The 21,085-nt window shown below is 35.1% G+C and carries 27 protein-coding genes; 3 read left to right on the top strand and 24 right to left on the bottom strand.

The window, feature by feature from the left end; genetic code table 11:
• Position 1 precedes the first annotated feature (1 nt).
• From QTL86_RS02685 to QTL86_RS02630, 12 genes are all read right to left on the bottom strand, one after another.
• The gene (locus QTL86_RS02685; RefSeq protein ID WP_410496394.1) at positions 2 to 2,122 is read right to left on the bottom strand and encodes a tape measure protein; all 2,121 of its coding nucleotides are present in this window, start codon (positions 2,120 to 2,122) and stop codon (positions 2 to 4) included.
• Positions 2,123 to 2,315: 193 nt separating this feature from the next.
• The gene (locus tag QTL86_RS02680) at positions 2,316 to 2,744 is read right to left on the bottom strand and encodes a phage tail assembly chaperone (protein WP_410496393.1); all 429 of its coding nucleotides are present in this window, start codon (positions 2,742 to 2,744) and stop codon (positions 2,316 to 2,318) included.
• Between the two features lie 46 nt (positions 2,745 to 2,790).
• Positions 2,791 to 3,282, bottom strand: coding sequence for a phage tail tube protein (locus QTL86_RS02675; RefSeq protein WP_410496392.1), 492 nt, complete (start codon positions 3,280 to 3,282; stop codon positions 2,791 to 2,793).
• A gap of 15 nt (positions 3,283 to 3,297) precedes the next feature.
• Complete coding sequence (locus tag QTL86_RS02670; RefSeq protein ID WP_410496391.1) at positions 3,298 to 4,605, bottom strand: phage tail sheath family protein; 1,308 nt, start codon at positions 4,603 to 4,605, stop codon at positions 3,298 to 3,300.
• Position 4,606: 1 nt separating this feature from the next.
• Positions 4,607 to 4,801, bottom strand: coding sequence for a hypothetical protein (locus QTL86_RS02665; protein ID WP_410496390.1), 195 nt, complete (start codon positions 4,799 to 4,801; stop codon positions 4,607 to 4,609).
• Complete coding sequence (locus QTL86_RS02660; RefSeq protein WP_410496389.1) at positions 4,794 to 5,219, bottom strand: DUF6838 family protein; 426 nt, start codon at positions 5,217 to 5,219, stop codon at positions 4,794 to 4,796. Before QTL86_RS02660 ends, QTL86_RS02665 begins: the two co-directional genes overlap by 8 nt.
• Entirely contained in the window at positions 5,212 to 5,706 is a 495-nt protein-coding gene (locus tag QTL86_RS02655; RefSeq protein ID WP_410496388.1) for an HK97 gp10 family phage protein, read from the bottom strand. The genes QTL86_RS02660 and QTL86_RS02655 overlap by 8 nt, the downstream gene beginning before the upstream one ends.
• On the bottom strand, positions 5,706 to 6,089 hold the full coding sequence (locus tag QTL86_RS02650) for a hypothetical protein (protein WP_410496387.1): 384 nt from the start codon (positions 6,087 to 6,089) through the stop codon (positions 5,706 to 5,708). Before QTL86_RS02650 ends, QTL86_RS02655 begins: the two co-directional genes overlap by 1 nt.
• The gene (locus QTL86_RS02645) at positions 6,086 to 6,421 is read right to left on the bottom strand and encodes a phage head-tail connector protein (RefSeq protein ID WP_410496386.1); all 336 of its coding nucleotides are present in this window, start codon (positions 6,419 to 6,421) and stop codon (positions 6,086 to 6,088) included. Before QTL86_RS02645 ends, QTL86_RS02650 begins: the two co-directional genes overlap by 4 nt.
• A gap of 42 nt (positions 6,422 to 6,463) precedes the next feature.
• On the bottom strand, positions 6,464 to 7,483 hold the full coding sequence (locus tag QTL86_RS02640) for a major capsid protein (protein WP_410496385.1): 1,020 nt from the start codon (positions 7,481 to 7,483) through the stop codon (positions 6,464 to 6,466).
• Positions 7,484 to 7,496: 13 nt separating this feature from the next.
• A complete protein-coding gene (locus QTL86_RS02635) occupies positions 7,497 to 7,871 on the bottom strand; it encodes a hypothetical protein (protein ID WP_127067166.1) in 375 nt (124 codons plus the stop codon).
• A gap of 14 nt (positions 7,872 to 7,885) precedes the next feature.
• A complete protein-coding gene (locus tag QTL86_RS02630; RefSeq protein WP_410496384.1) occupies positions 7,886 to 8,497 on the bottom strand; it encodes a phage scaffolding protein in 612 nt (203 codons plus the stop codon).
• 238 nt (positions 8,498 to 8,735) lie between these two features.
• Here QTL86_RS02630 and QTL86_RS02625 point away from each other — a divergent pair, with 238 nt between their 5' ends.
• Positions 8,736 to 8,930: a hypothetical protein gene (locus tag QTL86_RS02625; protein ID WP_410496383.1), complete on the top strand. Its 195-nt coding sequence runs from the start codon at positions 8,736 to 8,738 to the stop codon at positions 8,928 to 8,930.
• Here QTL86_RS02625 and QTL86_RS02620 read toward each other — a convergent pair.
• From QTL86_RS02620 to QTL86_RS02585, 8 genes are all read right to left on the bottom strand, one after another.
• On the bottom strand, positions 8,899 to 9,153 hold the full coding sequence (locus tag QTL86_RS02620; RefSeq protein ID WP_013657752.1) for a hypothetical protein: 255 nt from the start codon (positions 9,151 to 9,153) through the stop codon (positions 8,899 to 8,901). The genes QTL86_RS02625 and QTL86_RS02620 overlap by 32 nt on opposite strands.
• A 61-nt stretch (positions 9,154 to 9,214) precedes the next feature.
• The gene (locus QTL86_RS02615) at positions 9,215 to 9,397 is read right to left on the bottom strand and encodes a CPCC family cysteine-rich protein (protein WP_013657753.1); all 183 of its coding nucleotides are present in this window, start codon (positions 9,395 to 9,397) and stop codon (positions 9,215 to 9,217) included.
• Positions 9,381 to 10,754, bottom strand: a complete 1,374-nt coding sequence (locus tag QTL86_RS02610; protein WP_127067168.1) for a minor capsid protein — start codon at positions 10,752 to 10,754, stop codon at positions 9,381 to 9,383. The genes QTL86_RS02615 and QTL86_RS02610 overlap by 17 nt, the downstream gene beginning before the upstream one ends.
• The gene (locus QTL86_RS02605; protein WP_127067169.1) at positions 10,744 to 12,189 is read right to left on the bottom strand and encodes a phage portal protein; all 1,446 of its coding nucleotides are present in this window, start codon (positions 12,187 to 12,189) and stop codon (positions 10,744 to 10,746) included. The genes QTL86_RS02610 and QTL86_RS02605 overlap by 11 nt, the downstream gene beginning before the upstream one ends.
• Before the next feature lie 3 nt (positions 12,190 to 12,192).
• Complete coding sequence (locus tag QTL86_RS02600; RefSeq protein ID WP_127067170.1) at positions 12,193 to 13,506, bottom strand: PBSX family phage terminase large subunit; 1,314 nt, start codon at positions 13,504 to 13,506, stop codon at positions 12,193 to 12,195.
• Entirely contained in the window at positions 13,494 to 14,381 is an 888-nt protein-coding gene (locus QTL86_RS02595) for a terminase small subunit (RefSeq protein WP_127067171.1), read from the bottom strand. The genes QTL86_RS02600 and QTL86_RS02595 overlap by 13 nt, the downstream gene beginning before the upstream one ends.
• A gap of 166 nt (positions 14,382 to 14,547) precedes the next feature.
• On the bottom strand, positions 14,548 to 14,997 hold the full coding sequence (locus QTL86_RS02590) for a sigma factor-like helix-turn-helix DNA-binding protein (RefSeq protein WP_410496382.1): 450 nt from the start codon (positions 14,995 to 14,997) through the stop codon (positions 14,548 to 14,550).
• 466 nt (positions 14,998 to 15,463) lie between these two features.
• Entirely contained in the window at positions 15,464 to 15,811 is a 348-nt protein-coding gene (locus tag QTL86_RS02585) for a hypothetical protein (protein ID WP_410496381.1), read from the bottom strand.
• Between the two features lie 682 nt (positions 15,812 to 16,493).
• Here QTL86_RS02585 and QTL86_RS02580 point away from each other — a divergent pair.
• A complete protein-coding gene (locus QTL86_RS02580) occupies positions 16,494 to 16,952 on the top strand; it encodes a hypothetical protein (RefSeq protein WP_410496380.1) in 459 nt (152 codons plus the stop codon).
• Positions 16,953 to 17,105: 153 nt separating this feature from the next.
• Entirely contained in the window at positions 17,106 to 17,645 is a 540-nt protein-coding gene (locus QTL86_RS02575; RefSeq protein WP_410496379.1) for a hypothetical protein, read from the top strand.
• Positions 17,646 to 17,973: 328 nt separating this feature from the next.
• Here QTL86_RS02575 and QTL86_RS02570 read toward each other — a convergent pair whose 3' ends face one another.
• The 4 genes from QTL86_RS02570 to QTL86_RS02555 are packed head-to-tail and all read right to left on the bottom strand — an operon-like array spanning position 17,974 to position 21,068.
• Positions 17,974 to 18,135 carry a DNA methyltransferase gene (locus tag QTL86_RS02570; RefSeq protein WP_410497284.1) on the bottom strand — a complete coding sequence of 54 codons (162 nt, stop codon included), beginning with the start codon at positions 18,133 to 18,135 and terminating at the stop codon, positions 17,974 to 17,976.
• 45 nt (positions 18,136 to 18,180) lie between these two features.
• Entirely contained in the window at positions 18,181 to 18,495 is a 315-nt protein-coding gene (locus QTL86_RS02565; RefSeq protein ID WP_410496378.1) for a hypothetical protein, read from the bottom strand.
• 4 nt (positions 18,496 to 18,499) lie between these two features.
• Positions 18,500 to 18,766, bottom strand: a complete 267-nt coding sequence (locus QTL86_RS02560) for an AbrB/MazE/SpoVT family DNA-binding domain-containing protein (protein ID WP_410496377.1) — start codon at positions 18,764 to 18,766, stop codon at positions 18,500 to 18,502.
• Positions 18,767 to 18,770: 4 nt separating this feature from the next.
• On the bottom strand, positions 18,771 to 21,068 hold the full coding sequence (locus tag QTL86_RS02555; RefSeq protein ID WP_410496376.1) for a phage/plasmid primase, P4 family: 2,298 nt from the start codon (positions 21,066 to 21,068) through the stop codon (positions 18,771 to 18,773).
• Between the last annotated feature and the right edge of the window lie 17 nt (positions 21,069 to 21,085).

Here is a 21,085-nt window from a genome sequence, read left to right as displayed (position 1 = left end):
TTTATTCATGCACCCCCTCAGCTGCTATTTGCATTTGTTCTTCTAATACGCCAGATAAATAATCAGCTATACCATCTAAGTCAGCTTTGTTATTGACTGTATTATTTATACCGCCCATATCTACCTTAATTTCTGCTGTAGTAAACCTATTAATAGCTTCCTTCTCTGCAATATCTCTAAGATACTTTAAATCCTCCTCAGACGTATCTAAGCTATCTGACATTTTACCAGTATCTCCTGCTATATTATCTATGTTCTGTCCCATTGATGAGTAGTCAGGCATATTATTACTAAAATCCATACTCGGATTGCTAAAAGCTGAACCTAGTTTATCATCTATTCCTTTACCGAAATCATAACCTATTCCAAATGCATCACCATATGAAATTCTTGCGTCAATACTAGGTGATTTACGCTCAAGTGTTATTGCATTTTCATTTTTACCCCATTGAAGAACATTATCTTGTAATGAGTTAAGTCCAGCTGTCCAATTTGTACCAAATATAGCGTCGATAATTTTAGTAACTACTTTACCAAGTGATAAAAACCAAGAAATAATTTGACCAATAAGGTTGGCTACTGCATCACCAAAGCTATTAAATCCACCATTTGCAACATTCAGTACCCACTCAATAATTGAAATGAATGGTTCTACAAACATAGTCCACATTGCTTGAATAACAGCATTAATTGTCCCAATTGCCACATTCCAAATCAGTGCAAGCACTTCCAATATAAGTCCACATATAAATCCGGTTGCACTGTAAGTTGTCCCTGCCATGTTATTAATTGCCCCTATAACTGCATAGATGCAAACAATAACTAGAATAATAGCAGCTATAATCCATGTGATAGGACATGCTAAAAGTGCCGTATTAAATCCTACTTGTGCCCCAGTAGCTGTTGTAGTAGCTGCCGCCTGCGCTAATGTAGCTCCTGATGCTAATGCTACTTTAGCTGCATGATAAGCTTCTAACCCTGTAGCTATTGATTTGTACATATTATATATAGCAAGTACGCTATTATAAACTACAAAAGCCCCTACAATACCCCATATGATCGGTTCTATAGTCAACCAATTATCTGAGAAGAAAGTAGATATACCCATCACCATTTCCAATACTACTCCAAGTACTATCGCCAAAGTTCCAATAGCGCTAGAAATTCCATTTACCATATTCTTGCCTGTGTTAGAATTCAAAAATCCATTTACTTTCTGCATTAAAACGGAAAACTGCTGTACTGCCGTGTTCTTTATACTTGTCCATACATCACTAAATGTCATTGGCAAAGTTGCAAACTTGCCTTCTATATCATCAGCTGTAGAAAATACTGCTGCTTTAATAATATCTGCACTAATAGCACCATCACTAGCTAGTTCCTTTAACTCTCCCCGCGAGACTCCACAATAATCAGCTATAGCATTAGCGAGCATTGGAGCATTCTCAATAATTGAACGATACTCATCACCTTGCAATCTTCCTGATGCCATAGCTTGAGTTAATTGATACATCGCATTAGTTGATTCTTGCGTACTAGCACCGGATATTTTAAACGACTTATTCATAAGCTCTGTAAATGCTACTAGCTCATTATTACTTTTAAATGCATCACCTGCTAATAACCCTAACTTAGCAACTGTATTCACCATGGCATTATATTCACCTCGACTTCGCTGTGCTGCTTGATAAATTTTATCTTGAAGCTCCGCCTGTGTCTGTAAGCCATCATTAATTAAATCTAGTCTTGCACCATTACTTATATAGGTATCTGTGGCTTGCATACCTGCTCCTAATGATCTAATTCCTACATAAGCACCAACCATTGACTTAATCTTTCCTGTCATGCTATCAATAGCACTTCCGCCACCACGAACAGTATTATTAAATTGTTGTTGCTGGCCACTAGCCTCTCGTATTCCTTGCTCTATTTCATTAATGCCCACCTCAACACTAGCTAGTGATTGTCTAGCAGCTTGTATACTGGCTGTATCTACTGCATTATGGGAAGTTCTTTGAAGTGCTTCAAAACTACTAAGAGTCATATTAAGTGCATTACTCATATTTCTAATTACAGGTGTAAATCTGTCTTGCAACTGAATTGCTGTTCTAATCGTAGCCATGTAACACCTCACTTCCTTCTGCCTTTAGATTTAAGTTTTCTTTCTTCATTTTTTTCATTTTCTTGTTTAATTCTAATTGAAGCTATAACAAACGCCTTATCCCTCTCACTTAAAGTTAAGAACTCACTAGGAATCATTTTAAGCTTGTGGAGGCAATAGTAAGCATAATTAGCTTCACTATCACCTCCTTCAATTAGTTTTTTGCTTCTTCAACCATATCTTCCATAGTTTCATCAAATCCGTTTACTTCTTGAATCTTCTTTAATAGGTCCTGATACTCTCCTGGCTTAAGCATAGTTTTTAGAAGCTTATCAGCACCCATAACACCATAACTATTCTGAAGCTCTACGTCATTAAGATTAGGATAAGTAATACATCTAACTGCTAACTTACCTAAATAACTTTCAAAGTCTGTTTCAGGCATATAAGCATTCTTCTTGCCTGGAATAGGTACTTTTCTGGTACAACTCTTTCTAATGGCTTCATCCTCATCAGATGTAACACATCCAATCTGCCATTCAACAGGATTACCTTTCTCATCCTTAAATCGTTTAGAGGCAACATATTTTACTACCTCATTCTTTTCTACATTCTCTGCAAAGAATACACTTAATCCACTCATTTTTAATTCTCCCTTCTAAAATTAAAAGGTGCTCATATAGAGCACCTTATTGCATACCTGCTAAAATATTGAATTTCTCTGGCATTTCAAAATCCTCAAAGGTAAAGTCAATATCTTCATCTAAGTATTCTGCATCAGCATCAAATTTAGTTAAAATACCACCATCCAAGTTACAATCTTTTAAAATTATGGTTTGACGACCTACACTAGAAGTAGGATCTTCATTAGTTACCTGAATATCAAAATAAACATCTTCTCCAGTCTCTTTAAAGCGAACTAGTAGCTCTCTAAAAATAGAGGTATTGTAATGGAATGTTGCAGAGCCAGAACCCTTCCATCCTGTTGCCTTATTGCCTTTTCCTGTTTTGCCAAGAATAGGAACCTCTGTTTTATTCTTTTCAAACTTAGCTTCAAGATTAATAGCCTGCATGAAATTGTAGCGATTACCTTCTATAGTTACGAAACATTCAGCAAGAGAAGCTGATACCGTGTCTTTTGCATGCATTTGCTGAGCAAAGAATTGCAAATCTAATTTCATCTGTATTCCTCCCTTCTAAGATACAACTACTGTCATATAAAGCTTAGCCATAGCACATACTGGCGTTACTGGATTAGTTACCACCACCGAGTCTTTGCTATTGCCTTTTTCTACAATGATTTCATCACTCTTAACATTTTCTAAAGCTTGAATACGTTCAAGCTCTTTATTGTAGCTTACTAAGTCATTCCAAAAAGCAATGCGACCTGCAGCATTATTTTGAACCTTCCCGATATACTGCTTATTGAACAACACTGCTATATCATTAGCAATTTGATCTAGAACACGGACTACCTGATTCATACTGAAATCCTCATTCTTATCCTTTGTAAAGCTTGTAAATGAATTGATATCATTTAAAACATGTACCTCATCACCTACTTTATGGAATACAAACTCACCATCTTCAATTGCTTTTTCAAGTTGGCTCTGCTTGTAATCTACATTAATAGTAAAGTCACCATCATATTTCTTATTGGTATTTGACTTATTTACTGCGCATCCAGCACTTGCACCAGTTACCCAGTAAACTGCGCTTGATTCAATTTCTCCTGCATCAGTTACAGCATTTTTGACATTAATAACACCTTCATAATCAGCTTCTTGATTATATAGCACTGTTTGGAACTTAATACCCATGTCATCACGTAATCTCTTTGTGAACTGAGCAAATAAATCCTTAATTGAACTTTCTGTAGATAAACAACCTAGTGTATTGAAGCTATAACTTTCAATCTTATCTAAGAAAGTTTGATAATCAGTTCCTGTTACCTCTCCATTTGTACCACCTGTCATTGGTATGCCTGCGGATGCTTCTAAAGTAGCTGATGTTTTCCATTCACCTACGTAGTCATTTGCTACTAAACCAGTTATAGCACTAACAACTTGTACATCAACCTCAATGCCATCAAATAGTGTTGTGACGTTAAATTTAGATTCATCATCCACATTTGCTTCAACTTTGACTGTAATAGAATTACCTCTAATACCACTATACTTAGCTGTAGCAAGTGTATTTGATGCCTTAGTACCTCTATTGAGCTTGTAAGCATAAAGTGTTTTGATATTCCTGAATAAATCTCTAAGGCCTTTCAGCTTATCAGAAGTGTAGTCATATCCAAAAATCTTTAATGACTCTTTCTGGAAGTCTGCAACTTCTACAGTAAAGACCTCGCCATCTGGCCCCCAATCAAGGATTAATGGCATAGCTGCATAACCACGATCACTTATGTTAGTACTTGCTCTAGCAGCACTAATAAAATTGATATATGTACCAGGTATCTTTTTATTTTGTGTTAAAAACACACCACCACCTAAAGCCATACTATTTCACCTCTTTCTTCATAAAACTATCAATAAGCTTTTCAACTTCTTTGATAGTGTAGTTTTTACCATCTTCTAAAATTACACTAAGCACATCTGTTTGATGAACATATTTCTTTGATTTTAAAAGCTGGGCCTTTGTAAATGCTACTTCATTAGTTGATTCTTTTGATTTAGTCAACTTAGTTTCACTCACTATTTCTCACCTTTCCTTTCACCTTTAGCTGTTCCATATAAGGATTAGTAATTGTATCTTTAATTGTGTGGAAGTTATAATCCACAAAGAAATGTAAAACACCTGCCACTGTTTCACTATGCATCTTAGTTCCTCTAAGCAATCCACCATCAAATTTAATGTACTCTAAAGTATTCATTAGCTTGTCAGCTACTTCATTAATTTCGGATGTGTTATCTGTCTTAGGAAAATAATGAATATCAAAAGTGTTCTCTCTATAAAACCTAGGCCCAAGCACTTGCTCTTGGCTAGGTTCTAACAGCATAATAAAAAAACAAGGCTCAACAAGTCCTTGCTTAATCTGGTCTGTATGTATTTCAACATCACTAAATGCAGCATCTAGCGCTTGCGAAATACCTATCATTAGTTCATTAATCATTGAATATCTCTCCTAAATACTGCATTAATTTTCTTTCAAGAATTTTAGGAGCTTGTGACTCTAACTCCTTCTCTGATATTGTAAGCATAAATCTTCCTGGTACCCATCCCTTATGATTTCTAGTCCTATGCCCAAACTCAATATATGGAGCATATTCAACTGGGTTTGTAATTTCAATCTGATAAGTATCACCTGATTGGGTAATTACTAGAGAGTTAACATATGCTTTAGCATTTTTACTACCACCAGACTGAGCTTCATGATGACTCTTAGCTGTCCATCCCCTTCTAAGTGTTCCGCCTGTTTTACCAGTTCCAGCTTCATATTGGCCTACAGGTGTTCGTCTAATTACTTTAGCAAGCAACCTAGCAGATAATTCTTTAGCACAAGCTTCACAAAAAGCTATTGTCTCAGCCCCTTGTAATCTATCAAGCTTCTCTTGTAACCTTTGTAGCTGCCTAAAATCACAATTTCCCCAACTAGCCATTAAGACCACCCCTTAAATAGTTCTAAAACTATTTCTTGATGTGTAGGGAATATTGAAGGAACACCACTATTTTTATACTCACTTACTTTACCATTATGAGTGATAACAAGCTTAGAACCTTCTTTAATTATTATCTCAGGAGCTACAAATAGTTTAATAACTTGAGTTACTTGATTAGCTGATTCTGTTTGATTAGCTGCTTTACTAGTGAAAAATGATAATTTGCATGGTTGATTTTCTAATACTGCTATTTCCTTCATTTCTGTTATCTTAGTTACAGGATTTTTTACTTTTCCATATTCAATTACTGTACAGTTATGCTCATATAATGACTCCATGGCTCTCCTAGCTTGTAATCTAGCTTGATTAATTGCATCAATCATTTTCTCAGCCTCCTATACATATTGAGTTGAGCTATATAATTCTTAAGTAAGCTATCTTTAAAATCACTATAGTTTGTTTTAAAGCTTACTGAAGAATCACCTTCTGAGATATTAGAAACATACTTGCTACCTTCTACACTTCCTAAGTTTTCGTTTCTATACAATTCTAGTGCCATCCTAAGCCACGTAGTTTTCAGACCATCAGGAACAGCTGATAGATTACAGTAATTTAAAATAACACTTTCTACATCATCAAGTGCAAATTGTACAAGTATGTCTTTAGCATCATCATCAGCACTAATCCCTAATAATTGCTTTAATCTCTCTATCAAGACTTATCACCCTTTCATATAAAAAGAGGGCTCTAAGTCCCTCTAACCTACTGTAATTACACCTACTTGGTCAGCATATGGGAATGATGGCATAGCAGTTGCTACAGCTTTTATCCATTTGGCTACTGGATCATTAGTTGCATATTGTTGTACTAAGATGTTACCAATCATTTCAATATCAACATCACCTTTTGTAGCAAGCTCGATTTCTTCTGCAGTAGGACCATAGAAGGTATCACCCATCTTACCATCTGGCATAAGCACAAGTGCATTTTCTGTTAGATAACGTTTAGTTGTATATGTACCACCTTTAGCTTGTACACGATACATAGCATCATATACTGCAATCTGTGGAAGTGATTGAGCTACTAGGAACTGATTAAGCTGAGCAGGAGTAAGTAACATCGCTGAATTAACTCCAAACACTGCCGAGCGAATAGATGCATCCTTAAGTAAGATGTTAAGATTCTTCGTACTTGTTAAGATACGAGAAGGTTTAAACCCTGTATTGGTATTAATAGTAGAGCATAAATCAAAAATATCTTGAAGGATGTCTGGTGTACCAGTGGCCCAAGTCTTTCCAACCTTATGTGATGCATTCATACCATAATCAATTGTAGCCTTTACACCATTCTCATTGACTTGGAGCTTACCCGTTGAAAGGGCCTCCAGTCGCATAGCTTCTACACGAACAAGTACTGAATTAACTAAGCGGTCAACTGAGTTAAATAATTCGTTAATAATACGTTTTTCTTCTGCAGGCGTTCTTGGATTATTAAGTGCAATGAGTGTTTTTTCATCCACACGTTCTTTACGCTTAATAAGTGCAAGGTCTTGGAAACTCTTGCTAGCACCTTCTCTACTTCCGATTTCTGCTTCCGTATCAAATGCATGAATACTTGCTGAAACAGGTAAGTTACTAGCACCTTTGATCATTTCAATTTCTAATGAATCCGTTTTTTGACTTGGGAAAAGTGTTTCACCTACCATTGCAGGTAAGGTTCTACTTTTAGTGTAGTCAACTAATTCTTTTGTGGTTAAGATTTCTTCAATTCTTGGCATTGTATAGCCCTCCTTATCTTAGTTTAATTTCTGGTAAAGCTGTTTTAAATGCTGCTGATGCTACATATCCTGCTACATTTGCACCTTGTAAACGTTCTGCAATCACATAACCTTCTACCATTAAGGAAATAGGTTGTGGTCCTTCAGTAACGTCTACTGTATGGAATGCAATTCCTACTGGTGTTGCTGAAGGTGTATAGTTTCCAGATGACTCTGTTACTGTAACAACCTTTCCATTTGCATCAATTAAACTTCCGGCAATAACCCATTTCTTACCGTTACTATCTGCTGTAACACCTGTGTTTACTGCGGTAGCTGAAAAGCACACATGATGCTCTGCTGCTAAAAATTCTGGCGTATTATCATAATTCACTGTTTTTGCGTACATCTTCTATTCCTCCTTTATTTAGTTGCCCATGGATCAAATGCTGGTGCCTGTGTAGTGTTTCTTTGAGCTGCCATACTAGCTCCTAAACCTTCTTTTCCAGGATCACCACCACCACCTGGATTGTATGTTTGCTTGGTTTGGGATTCACCAAACATAAACTTGGTATCATCTGCTTCAGATAATGTCTTTAATTTTGAATCAAGCAAAGTTTTATAATCAGCATCATCCTTAGCTTCAAACTCATCAATAAGCGCCATTACTGCCTTAGCATTCTTAGCTTTGTATTTACCAATGAGTTCTGTGTTAATAGCTTCTCGTGCTAACTTGGTTACCTCTGCCTTATACTCTTTCTCTTTTTGTGCAATTGTAGCCTCGTGCTCTTTAATTTTAGTCTGTAATGCTTCTACATCAGGATTAGCCTTTTTTAAATCCTCAATTGTACCATTAGCTGTTTCTAATTGTCCTTCAAGGTTCTTTTTCTCACCCTTAAGTGTTTTAACCTCATCCTCTAACTTCTTTGTATCTCCTTTAGCCTTATTAATATCACTGCCATTCTCAGCCATGATTGCATCAATTTCAGCATCAGTTAGATTAGGGCATTTTTCTTTTAACCATTCTCTTTTCATTTTGTTTCCTCCTACGCTTTTATACGAGTGTGCTTCTCTTGGATTTTGTTAGACTAGATTATTCTTTTACGCCTACAATCTATTAAAAGGCATAAAAAAACAGCCTTAGGTCGTACTAAAGCCGATTCCAATTCTAAAACTTGTTAGATTGGCACATAAAAAGCACTCCAAAAGAGTGCTAACTAGACTAAATTTTATACTATAATATATTTATCAGCTTGGCAGAGCTGAAATATATATGAAAGGTGGTGTTTACATGTCGGAACTTGCTGAACAAATTTATGAGGCTCTAAAAATTAGAGATCAATATAATTATTCAACTGATCCTATTATCAAAGACTTAGAAGCAAAAGCTTTAAAAGAATTAGAAAACGCAAATTATATTACCATCAAAGCTAGAACTATCGGTTATGTAATAGCTGACGTTTTATAATCTCCTCTAATTCAATACGTGCTATAAGTGCCATATCCAGAATTCTTTTACCTAAATGTGGATAGGCACTTATAATTCTTGCATTTGTTTTTCCTTTTTCACCCCATACACTTATATCATGAGTCCCTTTAATAAAGGTATCCCTAAAATGTATGTCATATTCTTTTCCATCCAATTCAAATCTAATGTACTTTGCTGAATAATCCGTACCCAAAAACTTCATACTTTCACCTCGATTTCGTGCATAAAAATAGCACCTACTCATTAATCTAAGTAAGTGCCGTTTATTCAACTGCTTTCCCATTCTTATAAATTTCTTTTGCCTCATTTAAACTCTTTTTATTGGCTCCACCTTTATAATCTGGATTATCATTTTGTAATCCATCATCCTGCCAACCACAAGCCTCACAAATATCAAACTTATCAACTTCTTCCCCACAACATGCGCATTTAGTTTTTAGGCTCATATTTTACACGCTCTCCTTTCCAATATTCATTTCCATCTTCTGGCTTAAATAGAGTGGATATTTTCCCATCTGGCCTGCCTATAGCAAAATCATTATTTATTTTATCATATTTAAATAAAAATCCATCTTTATCTATGAATCCCTCAATATTATCAGATAGCTCTGCTGACAATAGTTCTTGTGCTCGTTGTAAATACTGTTCCGGTGTAAGTCCTGGATAATTATCAAGATGCTTTTCAAGATGCTTTTCAAACTTTTTAGTTGTAGGAAATTCTGATCTCAACCAATTTATATTATTCATTATACCACTATTTCGAGAATTTAAAACATTGTTTTTTACATATTCTTTCTTCCAGTCACTATAGGTCATATCATCAGAAACATAGTATTGTCTTCCTGACTCGTCTCTAGCAATACGTTCTCCAAAGTTATCATCAAAGTGTGGAATGGTAGTTGTTCTACACCAACAATGAAACGGTGGTGCTGTTAATCCTGGCTCATACTCACTCATCTTAAATACTTTACCATCTAACTCTTGGCATATTTCAGATGTCTTATTATCTAATGTTGCTAGTATTTCATATTTTTCTACATCAAGATCATTAAAGCAGTCTCGCTGACTAGCTGATGCAAAAAAAGCTGATTCAGTCATTACTAACCGGCCAGCTCTTGTTCTGCTTGTATTAAACTTCTCTGCTATTCGCTTTATAGCTTTATCAGGTGCTCTACCCATGATAATACTTTGAGTAAGCTCCGTATGAAGTGTATTAACTAAATCTCCTTTAGCTTTCCAAATTCTATCACTAAAGTTTGAACCATCAGCTGTCCAAGGTTTAGAAAGTATTTGAGTGACTCTAGCTGAATCTAGGGCAGGTATAGTCCAACCCACATTTAACCCTCGTTGAATTTCAAAAGCCGAATGATAATACCCATCTTCATATATGCGCCTTAATGCATCACTTAATCCTATGTTTTGACTTTGGTACAACGACTCTACTGTCTGTTGTAACTGAATCTTTAATGCTTCTAATCTAGATATGTGAGCTCTAGCAGAAGCATTCTCTAACTCTTTAAGCCAAACTCCATTGATAGCATTCTGTTTGCCGTGTTGTATGTATTCTTCAACTGTCCACTTAAACTCTTCAAGTTCTTTACCCTCTAACCACTTTCTAGCTTGTGACATATTAATTTCATTATTTTCAGCTATCCTACCATACCATCTGGCCATTTGTGATTCTATTTCATTCATAGCTTTTCGATATTGCTTATCTAGCTCTCTGTAATACTCCTCACCCTGAGTCATTTGTGATTCTTGAAGGATTTCAAAGCGTTCTTTCCAATACTGATTATTCTTCATTTACATCAACACCTTTAGTAGTATTAAATGTACTTTTGTAGTCATTAGACTTTTCAGCCAGTTCCTGCTCTTCTAATTTTATTTGCTTAAGTTCCTCTTCTACATCTTCTACCCAAGGATGATTTTTTAAGATGGTCTTATTTGAGATTATCCCTAAACTGGCTTGTGCAATCTCAGCTGTTTCCTTATCATTTTTAATAGCATTACGTGTCCATGTCTGAATGATTGGAAAGTATTCATTATACCCCATACTCTTAGCCATTAAGCGAATAAGTTTATTGAAGCCTGGTCTAAATTCAACTTCCATAAGTCCAGCCTTAAGTTCCAATGGTGCATACATGAATTTAAGTGCTTCCCCTGAGCTATTACCAAAACCGCCTTCTGGATGAGGATCTAATCCCTGCCCTTGCTCATAGATTTGTTTTCTACAAATTTCTAAGAGTTTGTTTCTGGCTTCTACTGGAATATCAATAGCTATGGTTTGAAGACCACTTTTATCATCAGCTCCTATAGACTGCATTTTTACAGCCTTATATTTCTTAAGGTCATTTCTAAACTCATCTAGGTCTTCCCCACCAAAATTGGTAAGTACCCATATAATTTGCTGAATATCATCAACATCATTTACATATCCACTTAAAATATTATCCATTACATCAATAAATGGCTTGATCTTGGTTAAGTCACTATCTTTGATATTGTTGTTAGGAAACTCAATAAATGGTACCTCCCCAAAATCATGCTGATAGTAATTGCTCTCTGTTCTCTCACCAGTATCAATGTTAGTTGAAACAAATCTGTTTATAGTCTCGATATCATTCAAGCTAATAGAACTCTGTTTCTTACGAAATGTAGTACATCCCTCTTTATCCCAATACTCATATACTGTGTAATAGTTCTTTACAGAATAAGTGGTACCATCATCAAAGTACTCTGAGTAAACACGAATAACTGCAACTAAGCCTTTAATCAATCCACTTGAGTAAATTGGAATGATTTGAATAGGTTTAATAGGTGCATACTTGAATTTATTACTGTCGCTATCCTTCCACACATGAAGCCAGGCATTACGATAATTAGAAGCATCCACACAAAGGGTATTACAATACTTCTCATAACTATCTCCTAAGAGCTCCTTGATCTGCTTGTTTAAGCTTTTATTTCCTGTATCAAATGTTGGGGGAAATGAGAACAAGTAAGACACCTTTTGGTTAACTAACTGAGCATGGTAATCATGAGGAATTCGGTTATCAGCTGCTCTTAAAGGATTATCTTCTTTGTGTTTGTTACGGTTAGCTGGAGCTGAGTCTTTTAGAATATCATTTTCATGAGCATAATACCTTCTGGCAATCTCACATTGCTTAATATATTCATCATGTCCAGATTTATATCGTTCTAAAATCTTCTTAAACTGTTCTAACTCTATAGCTGGCATTGTCTACCTCCTCTCTTTTGGTTTTAATACGCTAATACCAGACATTCGTCTAAGTATCGTATAACAAAAATAACGACAACTATCCATGCAGTGGTCATTCTCTTTAATAGGTTTATCTTCACCTCGTTTAGCAGCCTTTTCATCCCATACATAGGATCCAAACTCTTTATGAGTTTCTACACATGAAATATCAAAGAATATCTTTCCTTCAGTAAGCAGTGTTGCTACTAGCCTAATACCATCTAGTACTGAGTTATTAGCCTTCTTCACTTTAAACTTATGTTTGAGTAGCTCAGCTATAAAAGATGCTGCCGAAGGGTCAACTATAATGAATTTTACTTGTGTGCCTCCTAGCCATTCAGTTAAGTCGTCTGCATACTCACTATCTGTTTTTTGAGTAGCTTCTGAGCGTCCTGAGTAGTGATATTCTCTAGTGCAATACCAATTCTTATCACTAGCTAACTCCCAAAGTAAAAATACTGTAGGATTTTGAGTACCGTAGTCAATGCTGACATACTTCTCATTTAAGAAAGTGAGCCCATTTGCAATCCGTTCCTGCACATCAACAACATGCTTCTCTTTATGAAACATATCATAAATAATACCCTCTGCTACAGCCCACAACCCTTTTATATAGCGGTCATAAAACACACCACTATACATTGACCTATAACGTGCTTTAATCTTCTCTGAGAGGCTTAAGTTATCATCCATGGTAAAGTGTAGGTAAAGCAGATTCTTTTCTATCTGCTTATCAATCCAATTAACCTTAAACCAATGATAAGGCCCATCAGGGTTGCAGTTAAACCAAAACTTTGAGCCATCTACGGAACAACGTCCTGTAGCCTGGTTAACGAATGACTCTGGCATAAGTGCCACCTCGTCAAAAAAACAGCCTGCCAACGTGATACCTTGTATCAAATCTTGAGACCGTTCATCTTTACCACCAAATATATAAAAATAGTTTGTGACATTGCCACGACTAACAATAACCAAATTGTCAGCCCTATGATCTACCACTCTATATCCTCTGGATTTAAGCATTAATTTAAGCCAGAACAGTACATTACGTCTAAATGAGCCGATTGTCTTACCACACATACCGAAGTTTTGACCATCAAATGACTCCATGGCCCATATAGCATAGCTGAGTGACATTGATACGGTTTTCCCAGAACGAATAGCTCCATCAGCAATAATACCATCACACTCATATGTAGGTGAATTAGGTAGCCACCATGTAAGTATTTTAAGCTGCTTATTACTAAATGGCTTAAATTTGAATGATGCCTTGCGTTTCTTGATTATTCTTTCCATACATCATTCACCTGCCCTTTAAGAGCATCTAAGAAACCATCATCCTCTATTTCTTCATCATCTCCACCACTATTTGCCTTGGCTTCAGCAAGTGCCAATTTCCTCTGATCATATTCAAGTTTATGTCTATCCATAGGATTCATCAAGAAATGTTTATCTAGCCATTCCAATGACTTGCACCTATCTATAAGTTTAATAGCCACACCATCCTTACCTTGCTTAACCTCTTTGATTAGCTGAGTATCCACCATTGAAGATTCTTTAAGTCTAACGGTATTTATAACCTCAGTGCAGATATTACCACTCTCATCTTTAACAGGACCAAACATACCCATGACTTGAATCTCTTCTCGTCCAAATGAAACATAATCGCCCATGTCAGCAAAAGCTATTCTCATATGTATTTCTACTAAGTCTGATTCATCAACGGCTATCTGCTGGCGCTTTATCTCTTTAAGTCGTTCTATTTCTTGTTTTACACAAGCATTTACAAGCATTCTTGGTCCATTAGTGTTAGCAGTTATATAATCACACTCATATGCCTTTAAATAACTTTGTGTAGCATTGAATGACTTAATATAATACAAACAAAAAAGCCGCTGCTTATCAGTTAAGCCAGGATTGTCAATCACCTGTTCAACCTCAGCTAAAAGCTTTGTTTGTTTCTTACTCGTTGGAGGACTCTTCCCCTTTGCAACGTTGCGTTTTACTTTTTGCAACGTTACATTATCTTCTGAATCCCATTTGTAGCGATTCTTCCAAGAACGCACTGTTCCTTCAGGAACTTCTAACTGCTCTGCTATTTCAATAAGCTTCTTACCTTGTTCAAATAACATCTTACCTTGTTCAATTTTAGGATTAGGTTCTCTTGGCATCTCACCACCTCACTGTATTTGTTTGTTTTGGAGCTTGGCCATAAATGCCACCTCCTTCACATGAAAAAAGGCGCCCAATTCTGGACGCTTCTTATTTATAATTTTTCACATCTTAATCATAACATACGTGTAAATATCACTTTTTGTGCAAGTTTTGTGCAGGCTGTCAAGCCTCTAGCTTTAGTCCCTCTACCCCGAAGAAGAGTACAGCTAACTCATTAATCGCCCTGTTATGATATCTGCTTACCGTACTTCTGTCTACTTCTAATCTTTCGGCTATTTGCTCATAAGTCAGGTTATCTTCTATGTATACTAAATTGATTACCTTATATCTTAAAAGCTTATTACTATCGTTTCGATTAACAGCGTCCTGCTTATATGATTTTAAAAAGCTATCAATTAGATCTACTATAACCTGAGTTCGTTCTTTGGTTCTTCTTGCCGATTTAAGATAGTTTTCAAAAGTATCGTAATTCTGCTCCCAGTCTTCAACTGTCCTATTGATTTCTTTAAGGCTTTCTGAACACCCTCGGCAATGCTTTTTGAAATCACCATAATTTCTAAGTAACAATCTAGTATTGTGGTACCTCTTATCATATTTAATCTGTTTACTCATAAAAATCATCCTTTCTCATATAATCGAACATGTGTTAGATGTTTAATAATTTTATGTCTATTTAATTACATAACCTCTTGACATTCGTATTTATGATGTATATTTAATGTATGATTGCTTTTTAAATTTTAATCATACATAGCCTTAGATTATCAATGGATTACAAGTGTTTTTCTATTCCCTATAATGTATATTTGTTCTATTTTCTTCTCTTTATCTATAGAAAAAATAAATATATATATAAAGATAGGAAAACGGCTTCAATCATACATAGGCACATGATTAAAATATAGTGTTAAGCTTTGATACTCAATCGTTATGTATATTTAAGGATTAATTTTAAATATACACAGTTTAGCCTCTCCCCCACACTGCTATGCTGCTGAAACAATGTCAAATTTATTTAAATAAAAAACCACCAACCGTTTAATGGTTAGTGGTTTTTTATGTTACCATAGATGATACTTTATACAATATTCTCCCCTAGTATAATCTTAGGCATTGTCGTCAGACACCTGTTCCATCTCTTGTAAAATTTCTCTAATCCAAGCTTAGATACTCTCGCATGCACTTCTTCATTCTCAACTATCCAATACAAAACATAAGTTACCTTGCCTACATTCTTCGTTAACCTAATAGGTAGTTCGCCTTCTTTTACTGCATTAAAATCTTTCTGTCTATGCGTTCTTTTAATGTATCTTACCTCAATTACACCTTGCTGGCTTGTATAAAAGTCCGCAACTTCTTTCATCAACATTTCTATTTCCTCTTGTTTATCGATTTTAGCCTCATATATGCAGATTTCATTAAACATGTGCATCCCCCTTTTAGAAGAGTATACCACTAACTAATATTCAGTTGTCAAAGTACTTATCAAAATTCTTATTTTGATGTATTTTCCTATAAGCTTTATTATTTTTACAACAAACTACATTTATTAAATGAAATATTTTTAATATTATAAACACATAAATTACTTGTAAATGGAGGTGTAGCAATGAATCTAGATATTTTTAGAAAATATGAATTTCTTTTTCTGTATGTTGTATTTATAGCTGCCCTATATGTTACTTGTAAAATACTATATGTTTAATCCATCACTCTCTACCACCGGTCCCTCATTGGGGCCCTTTACATTTAAAATCCTTTATTACAAAACGAACCATATAGCTTATTTATGCATACAATACATTAGGCTCCCCTTTTCTAGCCTGCCCCTATATTTAGGGGCTTCTTTTATTATTTAATGCATAAACTTTATATTTGTGCACATATTAGTAATGTGGCATTTCTAAAATTTTTGCATTATTTGTACTGATTTTAGTTAGATAATCATTTCTTGCCCCTTATTGTGGCTTTTTACTTTTTAAGATTTTATTATCAATGCATAAATTTTACTCTTTGGTGTATATTAGCAATGTAGTAACATTGATGTTCACTATTTTTCATTCAACCTAGCCCCTTATTGGGGCCTTTTAATTACGAGGTATATACAAATGATGCATCTAAAGAAGTTACTTATATTGGCACTCTCATTTTGTTTGATTTTTTCTTCCACTACAGCTTATTGCTCAAATACTAAAAATAAGAATATTCTTAGTGATTCTTATGACTCCCTACTTAATATTCAAAAGCAAATTAACTTAATTTCTAGAAATGGTTATATAAACAACGTGAATGGTCAACCAAACGGTACACTCCTATCTCAACTTAATATCTTTTCGTCGCAACTTAATGGTATTAAAAATGACTTACAAACGGCTAAGTCTAAAAATCCTACTGATCCTAATTTAGAATCATTAATAACAATTTCTGATTACTTATCCTATATTTATGGCAAAACATATGAGTTTCTATCATCAAGTGATCCAGCCATTCAATATAGAGCGCTAGAGGCAACCTTTTTAGCTAATTCATTAGTTAATCAAGTTTTTTTGTATGCTAATATCAAATAATATAGTATTGCACGGCCCCTATATGGGGCGTTTTTTTATTTCAAAATTCATTTTGTTTAGTGCTATGTTTCGACATTTTTTCCATTCATTAAATATATAATTACATTTTAGACTTTAGAGCATAAAAGACTGTTTAAAATAAAGGAGACTTTTATGATAATTAATACGTTATTAATACTTCTTGTTGCTTTATTTGTATTTTGTATCTATCGATTTGGTTTATTAGTGCTAGATATGTTATTAACAAGGTATATTTTCCCAAACACTCAGGTTCCTTCTGGCCCAACCGTTTATATACCAATCTATATTGTATTTATATCATGTCTAACCATTGCAATCCTCTATGTTTCACACAATAGAAACATGACAAATCTTGAATGGTACACTACATTTACTCTTTATGGATTATCAAGTATCATCTGGTGCTATTTTGATTGGGATTTATCTTCATTTTTATCCAAACCCCAATTTACACCTCCTACAGATCTACAAATCAAAAAAATATTTATATTTTCTTTAGTACTTATCGCTTCAATTTCTTTGGGTTATCTAAAGGTACTAGACGCCTTAAATGTACAAAGGCTATCCACTACATATAAGATATTAGATATTACTATTATTACCAGTACAATTGCTGCTGATAGAGTACTTAGCCAAATTTATTCCTACGTTCAAGACAAAAAGCACTCATAAACTCAGCTTGTGAAATCAAAGTACTTTTACGCTCTAAATCTATCTTTTATAAACATCTCTTTTTAAGACTAAACAAAAGTCAATTTTAATTCGACATTTTTTTAATCTCTCCTGTGTTATTATGACTAAAAGGAGTGATATGAATTGACAAAGAAATCATTATCTAAAATCCTTCTTTATTTATCACCATACATAATTATTGTTGTTTTAGCCTTTACAAATGAAGAAGCTGCCTGTTGGTTTATAACTACTCTTGCATCAGTTGTTTCTACATGGACTTTAATTAAAAATCTGTCTCGATAAGTTATACTTTTAAAAGATTAATTTGTTAGAGCTTGATTTGAGTATAGTTGCTGTCTTCACAAACAAGCATCTCTTCTTTAGCTCTCTTGTAAAACTCTTTAGATATTTCAAACCCATAACTATTTCTATTTAGTTCCATGCAAGCTCTCAATGTTGTTGCACTGCCTGCAACTAGTGCTTTTCTTATGCCTAGTGATATAATTATTTTAGGAGTTAGCTAAGACTTATATTTCTATCCTAAAGCCCTACCAATCTCATCTAAAATCTCCCATTCTAATACGCTATTAAATCCTTGTTCTTGTAACTTCTTAAGTCGTTCCTCTATGTTAGTTAACCTAATGAAGAACTCCCATTGCTGCTTACCATAGTTATAAGCCTCTATGATTTGCTGTTTCTCTTGCCTGCATTCTAGTAAATTAAGCTTATTATCATAAAACTGTTGATATAATGATTTACTAGCTTGATAATAGGCCTGTTCAAAAGCTGCTAAACATGGTGGCATTGGAGCTCCATTCTTCGCTAACTTGTCCATTTCGACTATATCCATGTAGTCACGCTCCTAGCTTCTTAATGTCATTCTTAATACGCTCTAGCTCTTCTTTCAATTTTTTGTCTGATGTATATTTGATTTCTTTTTCAAGTACTTGTATAGCTAATGTGAGAGGTTTAGCCTTGTAATTCGCTCGTTTTACAAGTATTCCATCCTCAGTATTAATAATTTCAACTTTAGCCTCGTTCTCAATCCCTTGAAGTCGTCTAAACTCTATAGGAATAGATACACGACCTAATCCATCTACTTTTCTAAGAACACCTTTCATACAATCACGCTCCTACTCTTATTTGATACGGCTTATTAATAAGCTCAACACCAAAATAGACTTGTCCAGTACTCTTTCTAAACTTTCCATACTTCTTGCTTACTTCTACACCAAACTTACGGTTGCTCATGATGTATTCATTGTTTGTATTGGCCCAATCAGTGTATGCCTTATATAATTCACTTGCTCCTACTTCTGCATTCTCATTAGCACGAGTACAGTTTTCTAAGAATGCTGTAACAACATCCATTTCATTTCTGTACTCTGCAGTAGCTTGTTTGATAGACTGAGGAACTTTGAGGCCTTCCTTTAGATACATAAGGAATCCTTCTACCGCCCATGCTAGAATACCTGGTGTTTCTTTGAGTAGCTTATGTTTCAGGTTCTTATCCTGCTTTTCTTCTGGTATTTGCACTATGAAAGGAATCAGTCTCATACGGCGCCAAATACCATTGTCAGTACCACGAATGATAGGTTTGTGGTTAGTGGATAGCCATATTTTAAACTGTGGCCTAAACTCAAACTCGTTACCATATAAGCGCCTTGCTGTTACCCTGTCTTCACCTGTTAGCTGCTTAATAAGTCCCTCATTTAATTTAACGCCCTCATTAGGTTCTGATGAAGTTACGAACCGCGCCCCAGCTAATCGTGCTATATCTGAGTTAGCTTGTCCTGAAACTGTGTTACCTTTAACCATTAAACTGTCTGCTTGAATATTAGAAGCGTATGAACCAGCTATATGTGCTATGGTTTCTACAAATACTCCTTTACCATTCCCACCAGTACCGTATAAGAAAAATGCAACTTGCTCTGCAGTGCTACCTGTAAGTGAATAGCCTACAGCCTTTTGAATATATCTGATTAACTCTTTATCTCCTGCAAAAATAGTTTCTAAGAACTCAGCCCAAAGAGGACAATCACATTTATCTGTATACTCTGTAAGGCTCATTTTTGAAATCAACTTGTCAGCATTATGCTGTAGAAATTCTCCTGTTTTCATATTTAGTACACCATTAGGCGTATTGAATAAATAAATATCACTATCAAGATCTCTTTGTTCAACTGGAACCATATGCTCGGCTTCAGTTATTAATGCTTTTTTACCCTTACTACTACGAGCTGATTTAATATGTTTCTGAATAGCTTTTAACATGTCGCTATCATCTGGATCACATTCTTTGATAAGCTGCTTGTGCATTTCTACGATGAATTTATCTGCATATGCTTTAACCCTGTTAGTGGTATCATCACACCACTTACGGCCATCATAGTACATCCATTGCTTGTTAGTGTAGTTGTACCTTAATTCATCACCGAACATATCAAGGAACCATTCAGCGTTACCAGTATCATCAAAACTGTATGACTTCTTAAATTGTGGTTTTTTCGCTCCTTCTATTGTTATCGAATAGCCATCATCTTGCCTTGGTGTATATACTTCTCTACAATCTCTTATTGCTTTATTAAGCACTATAGCACCGTATGTAGTCCCACTCTGACGTCTATCCCATTTATCACGCATTAATCCACTGCTACGCATAAATGTATCCATCTTGTAGAAGTCAGCTCCACACCAGAACGCTAGCATATTACAAAATGCAATGTCGGCTTCAGACTGTGAAGGGTAAAATCCTTGCCATTGTCCGTTATAAAGCATCTGGAATAGTTGCCCTTGCTTGCTATTACAGGCTAGATTAAGTATTTCACTGTCAGATAACTCTAACTGCTGAATTTTAGCTACCCCCTGTGATTTTTCGCCACCTATATACTTTTCATGAAGTGGTTTGATAGCAGCTGTACAATCATTAATCACTGTATATTCACTAGCCGGATTTGCTGTCATGATGAAGAATCTACCTTCTTGATACATCTCTACATTGGCTCTACGCCTACCACCGAGAGGAAGCTCACCTTTGCATATGATATGAATACCCTTGCCTGACACTGAGTATTCAGCATATGACTGTAGTCCATGTATAAATTCTGAAACGATATTGTCGGTATCTCCATGTTTATAAGCATCTATGTCATAATCTATTCCATCTATATCTACACCGAAATATGGCTTTGAGAAGAAGAAGCCTAAGCCATTAAAGCCATACTTTTTAAGTCCTTCAACTGCTTCTTCATATGTACACCATGTTTCTGTATTATTTGATTGAGCATTACCACCAGTCTTAGCATTCTTAGGTATTTTCTTAGGCTTTTCTGGCCTTGCTTCATCTTGTACTAGCTGATAGCAACACCAGTTAGGAACTTGTTTAAGTTCCTCTGGTATGCTGTTTTGTTTAAGTTTAGCCATAGCTTAGGCTCCTTTCA

This window comes from Cellulosilyticum sp. ST5, assembly GCF_046529625.1.
In the GTDB taxonomy this organism is placed as follows: domain Bacteria; phylum Bacillota; class Clostridia; order Lachnospirales; family Cellulosilyticaceae; genus Cellulosilyticum; species Cellulosilyticum lentocellum.
Note: the sequence above shows the minus strand (reverse complement) of the source record. Positions and strands in the feature narration are given on the sequence as shown.